Raw genomic sequence first — 16071 nt, 5'->3', positions numbered from 1 at the left:
CACACCGAATATCGCAACGCGCTTTTCAGGAGCGCTGCGACTCAAACTCGTTTCAGACCTGCAGGAACAGCCGCGCGGTAAATGGGGGGGTGCCGCTGCGCCTTACATCGGCTCAGTGGTAGCGCTACCATCGCGTCACGGCGCAGACTAATCACCCGGTCACACGCTTGTCATCATGCAGCGCAGCAAAGGAGTCCCATCCTTGAGGAACATGTCCAGAGCGGTGCGCCGCAAGGGCAGCGCGGTCACCATCGATGAAGTCGCCGCGCATGCCGGCGTGTCCCCGATGACCGTGTCGCGCGTGATCAATGGCCATGCCGGCGTGCGTGAAAGCAACCGCGAGCGGGTGCAGCGCAGCGTGGCCGCGCTGGACTACCGCCCCAACCTGGCCGCCAGTGCGCTGGCGGCGGCGCAGCACACCTGCATCGCGTTGATTTACACCAATCCCAGCGCCAGCTACCTGCGCGAACTGCTGGTCGGTGCGCTGCGCGGCTCCACCCGGGCCGCAGCGCAGCTGTTGATCGCCACCTGGGACGGGCTCGGCCCGCAGGCGCGTCGCGACGCGGCGCGGCAACTGGCCACCCGTGTGGCGGGCGTGATCCTGCCACCGCCGTTGTGCGAGTCCAAGCGCATCGTGGCCGAGTTCATCAACAGCGGCGTGCCGGTGGTGGCGATCGCCTCCGGCCATTTCAGCGACCGCATTGCCTGCGTCCGCATCGATGACCGCCTGGCAGGGTTCGAGATGGTGCAGCACCTGGTCGCGCACGGACATACGCGCATCGGCTACATCACCGGCGATCCCAACCAGACCGCCAGCGCACATCGCTGGCAGGGCTACCGCGACGCGCTGGACGCCGCTGGCATCGGCTACGACGACACCCTCGTGCAGCCCGGCTACTTCACCTACCGCTCCGGCCTGGAAGCGGCGGAACACCTGCTCGCCCTGCCCCGGCCCCCGACCGCGATCTTCGCCAGCAACGACGACATGGCCTCGGCCGTCGTCTCGGTGGCACACCGGCGCGGCTTGCTGGTGCCAAGCGACCTGTCCGTGGTGGGCTTCGATGACACCACGGCATCGACGATGGTGTGGCCGGAGCTGACCACCATCCACCAGCCGGTAGCACAGATGGCCGACACCGCCATTGACCTGTTGCTGCGCGAGATCCGGCGCAACGGCGCCACCGGGCAGTGTGCAGGCAGCCATGTGCTGGCGCACCAGCTGGTGGCGCGTGCGTCGGTGTCCACGCCTGGGGGAGCCATGCCTTTCATGCATGGCTGAGCCAGATTAATTGTATTGGATGCATATCGAGGGCGGGATCAGACTGGGCACCTGTCTCTCCTGCGCCGATCGAAATGCCCGCATTCTTCGCCCTCTCCGCCGACTGGGGCCGACGTCATGGCCATGGCGTGCTGCTGACCGCCATTCTCGCCATCGTGGCGCTGCTGCTCGGCCACCTGCTGCCCTGGATCGGCGCCCCGGTGTTCGGCATCGTGCTGGGCATCGCCGTCCGCCACGTGCTTGCGCCGGGGGCTGCCTTCGACGCCGGTATCCGTTTCGGCAGCAGGCAGATATTGCAGTGGTCGATCATTGCCCTGGGCTTCGGCCTCAGCCTGGCCGACGTGCTCCGGACCGGCCTGGAATCGCTGTCGGTCACCCTGGTCACCATCACCGTGGCCTTCGTCAGCGCCTGGGCGCTGGGCCGCTGGCTGCGCGTGCAAGGCAAGTTGACCGTGTTGATCGGCGTCGGCACGGCGATCTGCGGCGGCTCCGCGATTGCAGCCGTCACGCCCATCCTGAAGCCGGACGATCACGAAACCGCGCTCTCCATTTCCACCATCTTCCTGTTCAACGTGGTGGCAGTGCTGCTGTTCCCGCTGCTGGGGCACCTGCTGCAGATGAGCGACACGGGCTTTGGCCTGTGGGCCGGCACCGCCATCAACGATACGTCCTCGGTGGTTGCCGCCGGCTATGCCTACAGCGACCTGGCCGGCGGTTACGCCACCATCGTCAAGTTGACCCGCTCCACCCTGATCATTCCAATCTGTCTCGTCCTGGCGCTGGTGATGGCCGCGCTGGCGAAGCGGCGCAGCGTCACGGAAGCAGGCAGCGGAGGTTTCAGGTTGGGCGCCCTTTTCCCGTGGTTCATCCTGTGGTTCCTGGTCGCCTCGGGGCTGCGTACGGCCGGCTGGGTGCCCACCGCAGCTCTGCCGGTGCTGCAGGGGCTGGCCGAGGTGCTGATCGTGTTCGCGCTGTCCGCCATCGGCCTGTCGGCCAACCTCCGCCGCATGGCGGCCGCGGGTATCCGGCCTATCGCGCTCGGCCTTGGCGTCTGGGTGGCGGTGGCTGCCAGCAGCCTCCTGGTGCAGTACGTTAGCGGGCAGCTCTGAGACGAATCCTGCAGATGAACCTCCATCACCTGGCCATATTCCATGCCATTGCCGAAACCGGCAGTATTTCCGCGGCGGCTTTGCGCATGCATGTCTCGCAACCGGCGTTGTCGCGCGAGCTGAAGGCGTTCGAAGCGCGGCTGGGCGTGGTGCTGTTCGAGCGGCAGCCGCGCGGCATGCGCCTGACCGACCCGGGCAAGGTATTGCACGGTTATTCGACGCGCCTGTTCGCGGTGGCCGACAGCGCCCAGGCCGCCATGCGCGACTTCGCCGACGCGCGCGCCGGGCAGCTGTCGATCGGCGCCAGCAACACCATCGGCACCTACGTACTGCCCCGCTACATCGCCCGGTTCCGGCGGGCCTTCCCCGGAATCGGCATTTCCCTGTTCGTGGGCAACACCGAACAGGTGGCACAGGGGGTGGCCGATCTACGCTTCACCCTGGGCTTCGTCGAAGGTCCGATCCGGGTGGAGGGCGTGGCGGTGGACGCCTTCAGCCGCGATGAGCTGATCCCGGTGGTCGGCGCCGATCACCCGCTGGCGCTGCGCAAACGGATGAGGCAGTCAGATATTGACGGCGAACCGCTGCTGATGCGGGAGCCCGGCTCGGGCACGCGCGAGTTGATTGCCACCCTGCTGAAGCAGCTTGGCGTGGAGACCGGCAGCATCGTCGAGTTCGGCAACACCGAAGCACTGAAACAGGCGGCGATCCACGGAGGTGGCATTGCGTGGCTGCCAACCATCAGTGTCAGCAGCGAATTGCAGGATGGTCGGCTGGTAAAGCTGCCGGTAAGGGCGCTGGCGCTGCAGCGACCGCTCAGCATCATCCGGCGCGAAGGCGCCTGGCAGGCGCCTGCCGTCGATGCGTTTCTGAAGTTGCTGCGGTAGTCGACATTCGTCGGCTGCCTGTCACCCGCCTTTACGGCGAGACGCCGTCCCGCGCTTCCGCGCGTTCACGCCGGGGGCGTTTGCCTTCCTTGTGCTGCGCGGTGGACTGGCTCTCAACGAAATCCGGGAAGACATCGGCCATGGCCATGACCTCCGGCAGCACGAAGAACAGCCCGCCCTTTTCGAAGGTCGGCTTGATCACCTTGGCATAGAACCCGGGGTCGACGTTGATGCAGCCGTTGGTGATGCGGTTGTCATCCGGCGCAGGCGATGCCAGTCGCTCGGGGCGGCGCTCGGACTTGACGCCGGTCGCGGTGGGATGGATGGACACCGCGGTATCGAAGTCCATCCAAAGTACGCGCCCGGTATCCAGCGAGGGGCCATACCCCCCGATGAAACGACCCGCCGGCGTGGTGCGCTGGCCCTGCGGGATATCCTTCAATGCATACTTGGTGACGCTGGGGTCCGAATAATCGCCCTTGTCCGAACCAAACAGTGCGGGCGCTGCACCGCGCAACTTCCCTTTGCCGTCGAACACCAGGATCTGTGCATTCGCTTTGTCGATGACGGCAAACGGATAACCGACGGTGTCGTTGCTTGCTTTGATCCAACCGGCCAGATCGATCACCGTTTGGGATACTTCCTGCCCCGTCGGCAGCATGTCCACCGCTTCTGACGAGTGATCCGCCTCGATGGATCGCTCTTCCTGGGCGACAGCCGCACCAGAACAGGCCAGTGAGAGGGCCAGCGCCAAGGCGCCAAAGACAGGCCGGAAGGAAGAATGCAGGGACATGGTAATGGGGGATTCCTTGAAGCTACTGCGGGTCAAGCAAAGAAGCCGGTGGCCACGAACGGCCACCGGGTCCCGGTTTTCAAAATTGTCTTACGTATTGCCCAACAGCGATCAGCCGCGCGGCTGACGCTTGGTGGTCGGCTGGGATTCGAGGCGCTGGATACGGCCTTCGATCTGGTCCAGACGCTGATTGGCCTGCTGTGCGGACTGGTTGGCCTGGTCTGCACTCTGGGCCGCGCTGTTCACCTTGGTGTCGAGCGAATCGAGTCGGGAATTGATCGTTGCAAACTCGTCTTTGTAGGTGGCGCAACCGGCGAGGCTCAAGCCTGCGACGAGTGCGACGACCAGGGTACGCGCTGTTGCCACATGCTTCTTCGAGATGTTCATTCCACTTCTCCTTTCGTCTGGGACGTCGGAAATATTGCAGGCTTGGAGCGGATTTTTACCGGAGCCATGACCCCGCATGTAGCTTGCGTTGGGTTACGTAGATGAACTGTGAAGAGAGTCGCGGCAGGCTGTGCTAGAAGTCGCACCCCCCTGCCGGCACCATGCGAACGGCGCCTCCTAGATTGCACGGCACCATCGGAACGGGAGTCGGGGCTCCCGTAGTTACGGAACCTGCCCATCCTCCCCCGGCATTGGAGCCTCCCCCCAGAACGCTCGAACCGGAGGGCCTGCTGCTATTGATCGGTGAACGGTTATCAAGCGTCCCACCCCCATGAAAACCGTTCATTTCAGTGATCGTGTACGTAGTGCAGAATCCGCGACTACAAACCGTAATCTTGTCGCCAGTGAAGGTCCGATTACGCTGCACGAGTAGATTGGCGCGCAATTTTTGCAGGAATGCCTCTGTGGACGGCCCGGGCATAACGGGCTCAACCATGCAGGCGTCACAGTGGAAAGGACCAAATATGCGAGGCTCAATGAACTCGTTCGCCGCAGCCATTCCGACACCAATCGTCACGACCGCCACACCAATTGCGATCTTCTTCCTTTTGATCATATTGACCCTACATTCAAGGCTTGCAACAGGAATCATAGATCTGATGAGATAGGGCGACGGCCGATTCCCGTTGCTTGATCGAAAGCCCTTGTTCCATTGATCGCATCAGATATTCACGGTTTTCGTCTGGCATCATTCTGTTGGTTGCCAATGTGTAGGCGTAGGACACCTCGGAATCTTTCGGTACGAGAATCCCCTGCTCATATGCATTGGAGAGGGCGGCCATTGCATCTACGTTTCCTGTTCCCGCCACCTCATGAAGGTAGGCCACTGCCTTCTCCTTCCATGCGATGGTTGCTTCAGGATCCGCGAGCCTCTGCCGTGAACTGCCAAGTACAGAGTTCACGTCCAAGCTGTAGAAAAGCCTTGCTTCGATTGAACCTTGCTCCGCGGCCAACGAAAGCCAGTTGCTCGTCATCACGTACTGGTCGTTGGCGAGAGCGATGCACTCGTCCGCCGCCAGTAACTGAGTCAAGTGCTGCGCTTCAGTCATGCCTGCGGCGGCGCCCTTGTTGGCTGCTCCTGAGAGTTTCGTCCTGCAATCGGCAACAGCGAGATAGATCTTGAAGCTTGCCAGGGCGTCGCCTTCTCGAGAACGTCGACGCAGGGGCTGGACATAGTCCAATGCATCCCCTTTGGGTCGCACCTGCATGCGTGAGATGTAGTAAGTCCGTTCGCTCAGTGCGTTGAAGACCTCCGGGTCCAGCCGCGACTGAACCTGTCGCTGGGATGTCCGTTGCGAGGGAGTGGCCGCACCACCCGGCTCGCGCCGATCCTGAGGAAGCTGTGCAACGACGGCTTCCGCGTGTGATTTCGCAGCCAGCTCCTCTACTTCGGCATTGCTGAGCGCAAGCGAGGCTATGCCGGCCAAGGTGGCTGATATGGCAATCGCAACAAGCGTGGCGGCTAGTGGATATTTTCGTTTCATGTGACCAACCTCAAGTTCGGCGGCAATCGTAGATGCGAACGCGTCCCATTTTTGGTGTGTGGGCCGATTTTTCGCCGCGTGCCACCACGCTTCATCGTCGCAAGGCCTGCGGTAGTTGGAATTGAGCAGATACGCGATGGATCCACCGCATGCCCAAACAATGTCGGAAACAGCTGGCCGCTGTGTCCCGATTGCGAGCGCGTCATAACCCAGTCCTGGGAGCCACGGCACGCGGAGCACCCCATCCCTCTTGAGGTGCTCACGCGTGTCGTTCTCACGCTACTGAATTTCTTGCGTTGAGAAGCCGGTCTTCCTTGCCAGCGTGGATGGCGAACGCAGGAGCTTGCCCGCGGCGACCTGATCGCGCGCCCCGGCTGTTTCGGCCTGATGCTTATCGCCTCTGGCGCGAGCTATCCCGCATGGGGCGGCACGACCCTTCGATAGGCGATGGACCGGCACTCACCCATGCCGGCCTGCTCGGTCGAAAGCACGATCGTGCCAGGCCGTGTCTCCACGTAGAGACGGGTACCGGGCTTGATGCCCAGCGCGTCGATCCAAAGTCCACGCAACTTCACGCGGGGAATCGGCGGGCAACCGGAGAAGGTCTCAAGGCTGTCGTGATGCAGTGCGTTGGTCATCACGCTCTTGGGCTTACGCCACCAGAGCTTCTGCCGGGCCGATTCAATCGGGGTGCCGTCTTGGGATTTTCCGTACATGGTGGACCTCCGTTGGGAAACGTCCCCCGCCAGGATGGCGAGGGAGTCGGGAGGGTAAGAACCGGAGCAAGACCGGCGCGACGTATTTCCACAGGGGTGTTGTATTTCGTCACCCTCCCGACACGGGGAGTCCAACTGTTGCGTCTTGCTGGGAGTTCTTACGCCCCGAGGTACTACCGTGCCGCAGGCGCCAGCCTACCCAAAGTTGTTTGTTTCTATTGATCCATCTAATGCGATCAAGTGCGTTTGTCTGCGTAGTCATTCGCGCCATTTCCCTGGAATTCCTAGCACTGCCGCGCATCCAGCTTGGAACGCGATCACAAAACCGCGTGTCCGCTTGGCCACGCCGAAGGCCCCGTCCCGTGTGGCTGTTTGACGCAACCAGCGCACGATGCGCAGGGCGACCGGATCATTGCGGACTGAGACCGAGACTACACACTGCGTATGCGGGCACGGCCGATAAGCTGGAATCACTGCAGTCCGGTAAGCGATTCCCCTTCAGACAACAATGCCCCTGCCGACGGAGTTCGCCGATGAACGCAATGCTGGTATCCGTATCCCTACTTGCTTCGCTGGCCGCCTTCGAGGCGCAGGCGCAGATCCCGCAGCTCAACGCCACCTGCCCGGGCAACATCGAGCTGCACGTGGACGAGGGCGGGCCGGCCTTCATCAATGGTCGCGAGGCCGCGTTGAAGGTATCCAATGAGAACTACTACGAAGCGAGGGATGCCAAACTTGGCGTCACCGTCTCGGTGAGTCGGAATCCGGATGGCTCCAGCGATGTGAGCTACACCGGGAAGAACCGCGCCAATGGCGTGTGCAGGGTGGTTTCGACCGCATCCGCCGCTCAGGACGCGTCGCCGGCCGGCGCGGCACCGCGAGAATCGCATCCCGCTGCAGAGAAGGCCTGCCTGGCTGCCGTGGCCGCCAAGACCCGTGTCCCCGCTGCGAAGCTCGCGGTTAGCGAGGCGCTGGGTGCGGAAGCCGGGATCCTGGTCAAGGTGCGCGTGCCCGGCGCGGATGCGCCTTGGTCGTGCATGACCGACCAGAAGGGAAAGCCGTGGAGCGTCACGTATTCCGGCAGCGAAGGGGCGCTGTAATCGCCACCCGCCTCCTGCGCGGCCCGGATTCACGAGCACACTGAAAGGCCCCGCCACATTCCGTGGCGGGGCCCATGCGGTGGTTCATGCCGTCAGCGTTCGTCCGGCGTAGCGATTACTGACCGTCGTGGCGAATCGCCACCGCGACCGCCTGGGTGTAGGAAATCTTGACCAGATCGCCCCGCTTCACGCTCGGTAGTTTGGCGCGCAGGTCCGGGCGTTCTACCGCGATGAGCTGGGTGTTGCCGCTGGGGCCTCGCAGGGCGATGGTGTTGGCGGTGGGATTCACCGCTGCCACCTCGGTGACCAGCTCTATCGTGCTCGAGCGTGCGCCGCCCGGCTTGGCGCCGCGGGTCGGAATGGTCTGCGACTGCGACTTTGTCAGTCCCACCGGCGCGCTGCCGGCCGGTTGCAGGTCCAGGGCCACCGCGGCGGTGTAATCGAGGGTGACCTTGTCGCCTACCTTCAGCTGGTTGAAATTGCGCACGTCGGCGCCGGCGACGAATTCCAGCGCACCCCCATCGGCACCGGTCACGGTGACCGCACGGGTGCGGGTATCCAGCGCGGTGATCGTGCCCTGCAGGGTTATCCCTGCGGATGCGGCGTTGACGGGCCCTGGCATGGTACGGGCGGCGGGTGTAGCGGCGGGCGGTGCGGCAATGCTCGCGCCGGCGGCGACGAGAGCCGCAACGAGCACGGCGGAGGGGGAAAGGGTACGAATGCGCATGGAAAGCTCCAGGACGGCGGCCGGACGGCCGATGCCCCGGCATTGCATCAGCTGCCCTGCCCCGGCGCGCCCGTACAACTACTGTGCCGCGCTCAGAAAAGATACCGGCCAGCGAAGCCTGCCCGATCCATACCGGCGCCCTAGCGTCGCTTTGCCTGCTTCTCCGGTCGCGAAAAGGCCAGGAAAGGAATGGTGAAGATGCTCCACCACAGCGTTGCCTCGCTGAGGTATCTGCCGGCAGGCCATTCCTGGAACACCAGCAGCCCGACCAGTGAGCAAGCCAGCGTGATCAGCAGCGGTTTCCATTCCATGAGGAACTTGTCGGTCAGTCTTGCGGCAATGGCCATGCACAGACCACCGATAAACATCAATTCGCTCCGGCTCAGCTCTGCATAATGATTGATGACTCCCATGATGAGGATCAGCGGGATCATGACCACGCGGTACATGATGGTTCTCGAGAAGCGCATGTCTATCGCTCGCTATGCACCCGGCAACCCAAAACCACCCACCGGCTCGGTTTCGAAGCGCTCGCCGAAGCCGGTGATGTACGGCCGCGCCTGGGCAATGGCCTGCTGCACTGCCGGCAATGCCAGTGAGGCGCGGTGCTGCTCCGCGCTGTCCCACACCTCTGTGATCCAGATTGCGTTCTGGTCGGTGGGGTCGCGGGCCACGATGTAGTTCTGGCAGCCAGGCATGGATCCCGTCCCCTGCAGAAGGATATCGATCACCGCGTCGCGTTGGCCGGGTGCGACGAGCATCTTGCCGATCAATCCATACATGGCTGGTCCTGACCCTTGAGGTGGGTCAATAGTATGCTTGCGCTACAGTCTTTGTGCGCCCTCCGCCTCGACCCAGAATGATGATGATCACACTCCACTTGCCGGAAGGCATGAGCTCCCGTATTGCCCGCGCTGCCGCTGAGACTGGAAGTCTGCCCCACGACTTCATTGTGCAAGCGATCACGGAGAAAACCGAACGTGCGGAGGCGAAATCTGGCTTGCATGCATTGGCTCAGCAACGGTACGAGGGTTTTCTGGAATCCGGCGAAAGCATTGCCTGGGCGGACATTCGCACATATCTGCAGCTGCGGCTCAATGGCCAGGAGGCGGCACAGCCGTCCGCAAGGAAATGGCGCAGGTAGCGCTTCAAGGGTCGGGAAGCTCCAGCCTCAATCTCACGCCCGCGCCAGGGCCAGCCACCGATAGCCGAGATAGATCCCACCTGCCACTACCGGGGCGAGGCTGATCCATGGCGGAAGCTTCAGCACGAAGAACAGGATCGATGCGAGCGCGACCGCTACGATCGACAGGCCGATCGCCCATGCGTTGAACATGAAGACGTCGGCGGCATCGTTTCCCCAGCTGTTCCCGGGACGGCCCCTGGCGCTGCGCTGCCGGCGAAGCAGCCACACGTCGGTCACGAATCCAGCAATGCCCTCCAGCAGATCCCCGATGATGCCGGCCATGCTCGATCCCTGATCCCGTTGGTCAGTGCCGATCTTCGGGCGCCGCCTGCCTTGGGGTCAAGCGTGGCTGCCAGGGGCAGCTCCAGGCTCAGGGCAGGTTCGCTTCCGGGGCCAAGGTGTGTATGACCTTGCCCTGCGCGTCCAGGAACTCGATGGCGCCGTAACCTTCCGGGGTGACGGTGAGGCGCAGACGGGCGCGGTCCGCCTTGTCGTTGAGTGCGATGGCCGGCGTGCCGTCGGCGCCTACCACCAGCTGGATGCGGGTGGGCGTTGCTACGCCGGGGATGAGCCGGTTGTCGAGCTTGGGCTCGCGGATAAGGGGCGGCGCCTGGTTGATCGAGAACCGTACTTCGCCGTCTGGGGACACGCGCCAGCCGATCGCGTCCATGGCCGGGTGGTCCAGCGCCAGCACGGCCATGCCGCCATTGAGGTCGGCGGTGCCGAAGCCACCGCGTTCGCTGCCCTTGTCGTCGTACAGGACCATGCCAGCGACGTTGAAGGCGCGCTTGTACTGGATGCCGTCGATGATGGGCGCCGGGGTCTGCCCGGACAGGGTCATGCGGATGGTGCCCTTCTCGTCGACGATGTCGATGCGGCGCGCGGTGATGCGGTCGTGGTCCGGGGTATCCACGGTCTTCTGCGGGGTTCGGTCGACAACGAGCTTCTGCAGCTGTTCGACGCTGGGCCGCTTGGGGGCGTCTGCAGCATACGTGGTGCCTGCGATGGTCATCAGGCCCAGGACTGCCAGTAACGATCCGGTGGTGCGCTTCATGCTGCTTCCATTCTCACGCGGGTGTGGAGCGCGACGATAGCGGGAGCACGGGCCCATTTCCCGCTGCCGTGCAGCAATGCAGAAGGCCGCCCGGAGGCGGCCTTCTTCGTTCTTACGTGCGGATCATGCTCAGGTAAAGATGGCCCACAGGATCAACAGCGGGATCGGCACGCCCAGTGCCCACAGCAGCAGCATTTTCATGTCGGTTCTCCTTGCTCGATGAAGTTACAGGTCGCGGCGACGGCCGCCCCAGGTGGCGGTGAGGCTGGCCACGAAGGCGCCGATCAGCAGCGTGATGAACAGCCACAGCGCGGCGTAGGCAGTCGCCTTGCGGGCATCATCAGCCGCCTGCTTGGCGGTGTTCTTCGCTTCCTCCAGCGCCGCACGCATGCGGGTCTGGATGTCGGTGACACGGGCTTCGGCTTCCGCCTGGCTCATTCCGGTCTCCCGGGCGATCAGCTGGCCCAGGTACTGCTGGTCGGCGGGGCTCAGGCCCTGGCCCTGCAGGCTGGTGACGATGATGCGGTTGACTTCCGCACGCACCTCACGACGATCACCCATGCCCGGACCCGGCATCGGGCGCGGCGGCGCCACACGCGGCGTCGCGGGGCCAGCCATGGCCGGACCGACGGCGGCATCCGGAGCGGTCGGGGCGGCGCCCGGCGGCGGCGGCGTACCCGGCGCAGCGTCGGTGCCGGGGGCACGGCGGAACAACGAATCCACCCAGTAGCCCAAGTCGCCCTGCTCCGGGTCCATCGCGACGGCCGAACCGGCGCCTGCGGCTGCAACGCCGGCGGTCGACGCGGCGGCGCCTGCGGTGGCACCGGCCACCTTGGCCCCCGCACCCAGCACGCCGCCAATGGCGGAGGTCAGCAGGCCGGCGGTGAGCAGCGTTGCCACGGCCCACGAGGCGAAGCCATGCGCGGTGTCGCGGAAGTAGGTTTCATCGCCGTGCAGGCGGGTCCACTTCGTGCGAAGGCGGCCGGCCAGGTAGCCGCCCAGGCCAGAGGCCGCGAGTGCAGTGAAGGTCAGCCAGGCAATGCTGGCCCAGCCGAACGTTTCCTTGGTGACGCCTTCAAACGACCACGGCGACACCGAGGAAAGGCCCAGGCCGACGCCCAGGATCAGCAGGATCATCGACAGCGCTGCAGCCGCCACCGCGCCGACAAAGATCGCGCTCCACGACACGGCGCTTTCCGGTGTCGCTGGAATGACCGTGGTTTCATTGATGACCGCAACGCCGGGGCCTGCTGCGCCGCGTTCCGGGTAGTCGATTCGGGTGTTCATCGGGTCGTGCTTCTCCGTTCTCATGCTGCGGGTGCAGCTGTGAAAGCGAGGCTGCGCGAAGCGAGGTGAAAGCGGTGAGACCCGATTATCTGCACGGTGTGCAGGCGCACCTTCGGTCAGTCGTTGTCGCCCTGTACGCGCGGCAAGGCCAGCTCGAAACTGGCACCCGCGCCAGGGCTGGAGCTCACGGTCACGAAACCACCGGCCTGGCGCACCGCGCTGTGCACCTGCGGCAAGCCCAGGCCCGAGCCCTCGCCCGGCGGCTTGGTGGTGAAGTACACCTCGAACACGCGCGACAGCACATCGTTGCTCATGCCGCAGCCGGTGTCGGATACGGTGAGGGTGACGTACTCGCCCGGCACGCGGGTGCTCGTGCCGCCGCCCTCCGCAACGCTGAGCCGACCGGTGGTGACCCGGATGCTGTCGCCGGGCACGCAGGCATCGCGCGCGTTGACCACCAGGTTCAACAGGGCGCGCTCGAGCGTATTGCGGTCCACCATGGCGCAGCACGCCGGGTCGCTGGGATCGACGATCAACGCGATGCCCGCGCCCACCGCCTGCTCCAGCAGCGGCTGCATCTTCTTGACCAGAGCAGCCAGCTCGACCGGCTCGGGGCGGTACGGGTGTTGCCGGGCAAACCCGATGAGCCGCTGCGACATTTCCGCGCCCTGCTCCAGCGCGGCTTCGGCGATGTCCAGAAGGCGAGCGTTCTTCGGACTCAGTTCGCCACTGGCCATGACCACGTCGATCGCCGCGGTGGCCGACTGCAGGAAATTGTTGAGATCGTGGACGACGCCGGCCAGCAACTGACCCACCGCTTCGCCCTTCTGGGCGTGGTCGGCGATCATCTCCGCAGCGCGCTGCGCCGCTACCGCGAAGTCACGGCCTTGGGCGACCTGGAAATGCCGCACCTCCAGCTCCTGGTACGCCAGGTTGGTGGCCAACAGGCGCGACTGGCTCCTGCGCAGTGTCTCGATCAGGTTTGCCTCGCGACTCGCCGCACTGGCGAGCAACGCACCCGCCTCATCGGCCTTGGCGTCGAACGCGGCGCCCAGCACATCGGCGGCGGCGAGCGCGGCATTACGCGCGGTCACATCGGAACTGACCGCCAGTACGCCCACGATGCTGCCGCCATCCCGCAGCGCGGCCACCCGCACGCGCCAGTCGCGCAGCATTCCCTTGCCATCCAGCGCGGAGGCTTCGAATTCCACCTTGCCGCCCCGCACCGCGGCGGCCAACGCCTGCTCGACCAGCGGCTGCGCGAGCGGCGGCCACATTGCCTTCCAGTCCCTGCCCAGCATGTCTTCAGGCTGCGTGGCCCGGAACAGCTTCAGACCATTGTCATTGATGGCGACTACGACCCCGTCCAGGTCCAGCTCTTTGATGCAGTCCTCGGACAGGTCCACGATCTGGCGGTATCGATCCATCAATCCATCGTTGCAGCGGTGATGGGATCATTATCACCGCGTGATCCCTGCGTGAGTGGCGGCCGAGTGCCAATCTTTCGCGCTTCAAGCTGAACTGTTCATTCCCATCCCGCCTCCGGCCTTCTCACTTCGCCGCGTCGGCGGCCAGCAGGTACTTCAAGCCCTTCGTCAGCCCGCGCGGGGCGACGCTGAGATGATCTTCATCATTCAGCACGTCAAGCTGCAGGCGCAGCGATGGATAGCGGTGCGCACGCAGGGCGGCGTCCATCCGCCGTGCGTCGGCCACCATGTCGGCATCGTTGCCGAAGGCCGGGGTTTCCCGCTCGCCTACATACATGTACACCGACGCAGGCAGGTCGTCGTGGGCGCTGGCATGGTCCCGCTCGAAACGCTCCATCACATGCTTGTCGTACCAGTACGAGGGGCTGCCGAGGATGTAGCCGGCAAACAGGCCCGGGTCGGTAAACAGGATCTGGGTGCCCAACAGCGCGCCGTAGGAGTGTCCCAGCAGCAGGCGTTGGCTTTCGTCGGTACGGTAGCGGCCGGCCACGAACGGCAGCACCTGCTCGCGCAGGTACGTGATGTAAGGCGCCGCTTCGCCGTGCACCGCCTCCGCGGGCGCGCTGCTGGGCCCCTTGCGTGTGGGCGTGTAGTCGCGGCGTCGGCTGGTCACGCCATCGTCGCCGACCGCATAGGACAAGCCGACCAGGATGAACTCCTGCAGCTTCGGTCCCTCTACATTGAGGCGGCGGCCGATCTGCCGCGCCAACGGGAATGCGTAGTCGGCATCGGTGACATACAGCACCGGGTACCTGCGCCCGGGCGACTCGGCGTATGACGCGGGAAGCGCGACGAACACCTGGTAGGTGCGGCCGGACACCGGATCCTTCACGTCCCAGACTTCGCTGCCGACCACCTCATACGGCGCGCCGGCGGCGCGCTGACCGCCGAGCGCGGTGGCCTTGTCAACGGTCGGCGCGAGTGGCGCCGGACGCGGTGCCGCAGCGGCGGCGGATTGAGGGGCCTGGGCACACCCGGCCAGCATCGACAGAACCACAACACCCACTACCAGATAGTTCAACGCTTCATCTCCATGGTGAACCTGATACCGCCTCCCGTGGCGGCCATCGGGATCATACAAGACCCGTCAAAGGATCCTTCCATGCCCAGTTCCGATGCAACTTCCTCCACACCCGTTCCCGACGGCCGCTTCGATGCCATCATCATCGGCACCGGCCAGGCCGGCCCTGCACTGGCGGGCCGCCTGCACGAGGCGGGCATGCGGGTCGCGATCATCGAACGTCATCTGGTTGGCGGCACCTGCGTGAACACCGGTTGCAAGCCGACCAAGACACTGGTGGCCAGTGCGTACGCCGCGCACACGGCCCGACGCGGCGCGGAGTACGGCTTCTCCAGCGGACCGATTACCGTGGACATGGGCGTGGTGGCCGCACGGGCACGCAAGGTCATCCTGGACTCGCGTAGCAGCAATGAGCACTGGCTGGGCAGCATGGCGGGCGTCGAACTGATCCGGGGCCATGCGCGCTTCGATGGCCCGGACGCCGTGGTGGTGGACGGCGTGCGGCTGACCGCGCCGCGCATTTTCATCAACGTGGGTGGGCGTGCAGCGGTGCCGGACATGCCCGGGCTGGCGGAGGTGCCGTACCTGACCAACAGCAGCATGGTCGCGCTGGAGACCCTGCCCCGCCACCTGGTGGTGGTCGGTGGGAGTTACATCGGGCTGGAATTCGCGCAGATGTATCGACGCTTCGGGGCGCAGGTCAGCATCCTGGAGCGGTCCGACCGCCTGATATCCCGCGAGGATCCTGATGTATCGGAGGCGGCGCGCGCGATCCTGGAGGCCGAAGGCATCGCGGTGCACACCGGGGTGAGCGACATGACGTTCGCACGCCACCCCGATGGCGTTTCGGTTGCGGCCGGTACGACCGAGGTGATTGGCAGCCACCTGCTGATCGCCATCGGGCGGCGCCCGAACACCGACGACCTGGGCCTGGACAAGGCCGGCATCAAGACCGACGAGCGTGGCTACATCACGGTGGATGACCAGCTGCAGACCTCCGTGCCCGGGGTCTGGGCGCTGGGCGACTGCAATGGCCGCGGCGCCTTCACCCATACCGCGTACAACGACTTCGAGATCGTGGCGGCCAACCTGCTCGACGGCGAAGAGCGGCGGGTCAGCCAGCGCGTGCCCGGCTACGCGCTCTTCATCGACCCGCCGTTGGGCCGGGCCGGCATGTCGGAAACCGAGGCGGCGCGGAGCGGACGCCCGCTGCTGGTGTCCAAGCGACCGATGACCCAAGTCGGCCGCGCCGTGGAGAAAGGCGAGACCCAGGGCTTCATGAAAGTGGTGGCCGATGCCGGCACACGCCGCATCCTGGGCGCGGCGATCCTCGGCACTGGCGGCGACGAGGCCATCCACGGCATCCTCGACACGATGAGCGCGGACCGGCCACTGGATGACCTGCGCTGGGCCGTGCCGATCCACCCGACGGTTTCCGAGTTGATTCCCACCCTGCTGGTGGATCTTGCGCCAGCCACCGATTGAGGATGCACC

The 16071-nt window shown here is 64.9% G+C and carries 18 protein-coding genes; 6 read left to right on the top strand and 12 right to left on the bottom strand.

All coding sequences use genetic code 11. The features are described from left to right. Positions 1–202 precede the first annotated feature (202 nt). The 3 genes from FSZ13_RS00835 to FSZ13_RS00825 all read left to right on the top strand — a co-directional run bounded on the left by FSZ13_RS00835 (position 203) and on the right by FSZ13_RS00825 (position 3275). Positions 203–1279 carry a LacI family DNA-binding transcriptional regulator gene (locus FSZ13_RS00835; RefSeq protein WP_428999953.1) on the top strand — a complete coding sequence of 359 codons (1077 nt, stop codon included), beginning with the start codon at positions 203–205 and terminating at the stop codon, positions 1277–1279. A 74-nt stretch (positions 1280–1353) separates the two neighbouring features. Then, the gene (locus FSZ13_RS00830) at positions 1354–2388 is read left to right on the top strand and encodes a YeiH family protein (RefSeq protein ID WP_145477550.1); all 1035 of its coding nucleotides are present in this window, start codon (positions 1354–1356) and stop codon (positions 2386–2388) included. A gap of 14 nt (positions 2389–2402) precedes the next feature. Further along, positions 2403–3275, top strand: a complete 873-nt coding sequence (locus FSZ13_RS00825; protein ID WP_145477549.1) for a LysR family transcriptional regulator — start codon at positions 2403–2405, stop codon at positions 3273–3275. A gap of 31 nt (positions 3276–3306) precedes the next feature. Here FSZ13_RS00825 and FSZ13_RS00820 read toward each other — a convergent pair whose 3' ends face one another. From FSZ13_RS00820 to FSZ13_RS00805, 4 genes are all read right to left on the bottom strand, one after another. Continuing rightward, the gene (locus FSZ13_RS00820) at positions 3307–4023 is read right to left on the bottom strand and encodes a L,D-transpeptidase (protein ID WP_145478496.1); all 717 of its coding nucleotides are present in this window, start codon (positions 4021–4023) and stop codon (positions 3307–3309) included. Positions 4024–4179: 156 nt separating this feature from the next. Next, positions 4180–4455 carry an alanine-zipper protein gene (locus FSZ13_RS00815; RefSeq protein WP_145477548.1) on the bottom strand — a complete coding sequence of 92 codons (276 nt, stop codon included), beginning with the start codon at positions 4453–4455 and terminating at the stop codon, positions 4180–4182. Between the two features lie 629 nt (positions 4456–5084). Further along, positions 5085–6239 carry a transposase family protein gene (locus FSZ13_RS00810; protein WP_145477547.1) on the bottom strand — a complete coding sequence of 385 codons (1155 nt, stop codon included), beginning with the start codon at positions 6237–6239 and terminating at the stop codon, positions 5085–5087. A gap of 170 nt (positions 6240–6409) precedes the next feature. After that, on the bottom strand, positions 6410–6715 hold the full coding sequence (locus FSZ13_RS00805) for a type I addiction module toxin, SymE family (RefSeq protein ID WP_145477546.1): 306 nt from the start codon (positions 6713–6715) through the stop codon (positions 6410–6412). A gap of 533 nt (positions 6716–7248) precedes the next feature. On the opposite strand from FSZ13_RS00805, the gene FSZ13_RS00800 reads away from it, so the two are divergent. Next, positions 7249–7815 carry a hypothetical protein gene (locus FSZ13_RS00800; protein WP_145477545.1) on the top strand — a complete coding sequence of 189 codons (567 nt, stop codon included), beginning with the start codon at positions 7249–7251 and terminating at the stop codon, positions 7813–7815. A 115-nt stretch (positions 7816–7930) separates the two neighbouring features. Here the strand turns inward: FSZ13_RS00800 and FSZ13_RS00795 are convergent, their stop codons facing one another. The 3 genes from FSZ13_RS00795 to FSZ13_RS00785 form a co-directional block, all read right to left on the bottom strand. Then, a complete protein-coding gene (locus FSZ13_RS00795; protein WP_145477544.1) occupies positions 7931–8542 on the bottom strand; it encodes a hypothetical protein in 612 nt (203 codons plus the stop codon). 140 nt (positions 8543–8682) lie between these two features. After that, positions 8683–8991 (bottom strand): hypothetical protein, encoded by a 309-nt coding sequence (locus FSZ13_RS00790; protein ID WP_145477543.1) that lies wholly within the window; start codon positions 8989–8991, stop codon positions 8683–8685. A 33-nt stretch (positions 8992–9024) separates the two neighbouring features. Continuing rightward, a complete protein-coding gene (locus tag FSZ13_RS00785; RefSeq protein ID WP_145477542.1) occupies positions 9025–9324 on the bottom strand; it encodes a putative quinol monooxygenase in 300 nt (99 codons plus the stop codon). A 77-nt stretch (positions 9325–9401) separates the two neighbouring features. On the opposite strand from FSZ13_RS00785, the gene FSZ13_RS00780 reads away from it, so the two are divergent. Next, positions 9402–9686 (top strand): CopG family transcriptional regulator, encoded by a 285-nt coding sequence (locus FSZ13_RS00780; protein WP_145477541.1) that lies wholly within the window; start codon positions 9402–9404, stop codon positions 9684–9686. Between the two features lie 33 nt (positions 9687–9719). Here FSZ13_RS00780 and FSZ13_RS00775 read toward each other — a convergent pair whose 3' ends face one another. The 5 genes from FSZ13_RS00775 to FSZ13_RS00755 all read right to left on the bottom strand — a co-directional run bounded on the left by FSZ13_RS00775 (position 9720) and on the right by FSZ13_RS00755 (position 14541). Next, positions 9720–10010 (bottom strand): hypothetical protein, encoded by a 291-nt coding sequence (locus tag FSZ13_RS00775; RefSeq protein WP_145477540.1) that lies wholly within the window; start codon positions 10008–10010, stop codon positions 9720–9722. Between the two features lie 88 nt (positions 10011–10098). Next, entirely contained in the window at positions 10099–10782 is a 684-nt protein-coding gene (locus tag FSZ13_RS00770; protein WP_145477539.1) for a hypothetical protein, read from the bottom strand. 225 nt (positions 10783–11007) lie between these two features. Next, positions 11008–12069: a hypothetical protein gene (locus tag FSZ13_RS00765; protein WP_145477538.1), complete on the bottom strand. Its 1062-nt coding sequence runs from the start codon at positions 12067–12069 to the stop codon at positions 11008–11010. A 116-nt stretch (positions 12070–12185) separates the two neighbouring features. Further along, positions 12186–13496: a PAS domain-containing sensor histidine kinase gene (locus FSZ13_RS00760; protein ID WP_260844056.1), complete on the bottom strand. Its 1311-nt coding sequence runs from the start codon at positions 13494–13496 to the stop codon at positions 12186–12188. A gap of 124 nt (positions 13497–13620) precedes the next feature. After that, positions 13621–14541 (bottom strand): alpha/beta hydrolase, encoded by a 921-nt coding sequence (locus FSZ13_RS00755; protein WP_145478495.1) that lies wholly within the window; start codon positions 14539–14541, stop codon positions 13621–13623. 117 nt (positions 14542–14658) lie between these two features. Here FSZ13_RS00755 and FSZ13_RS00750 point away from each other — a divergent pair, with 117 nt between their 5' ends. Further along, positions 14659–16062, top strand: a complete 1404-nt coding sequence (locus FSZ13_RS00750) for an FAD-containing oxidoreductase (RefSeq protein WP_145477536.1) — start codon at positions 14659–14661, stop codon at positions 16060–16062. Positions 16063–16071 lie beyond the last annotated feature (9 nt).

The sequence above is a fragment of the Stenotrophomonas rhizophila genome (assembly GCF_007667275.1).
Lineage (GTDB): Bacteria > Pseudomonadota > Gammaproteobacteria > Xanthomonadales > Xanthomonadaceae > Stenotrophomonas > Stenotrophomonas maltophilia_AE.
The sequence above is the reverse complement of the archived record's forward strand: the minus strand, read 5'-3'. Positions and strand labels throughout refer to the sequence as shown.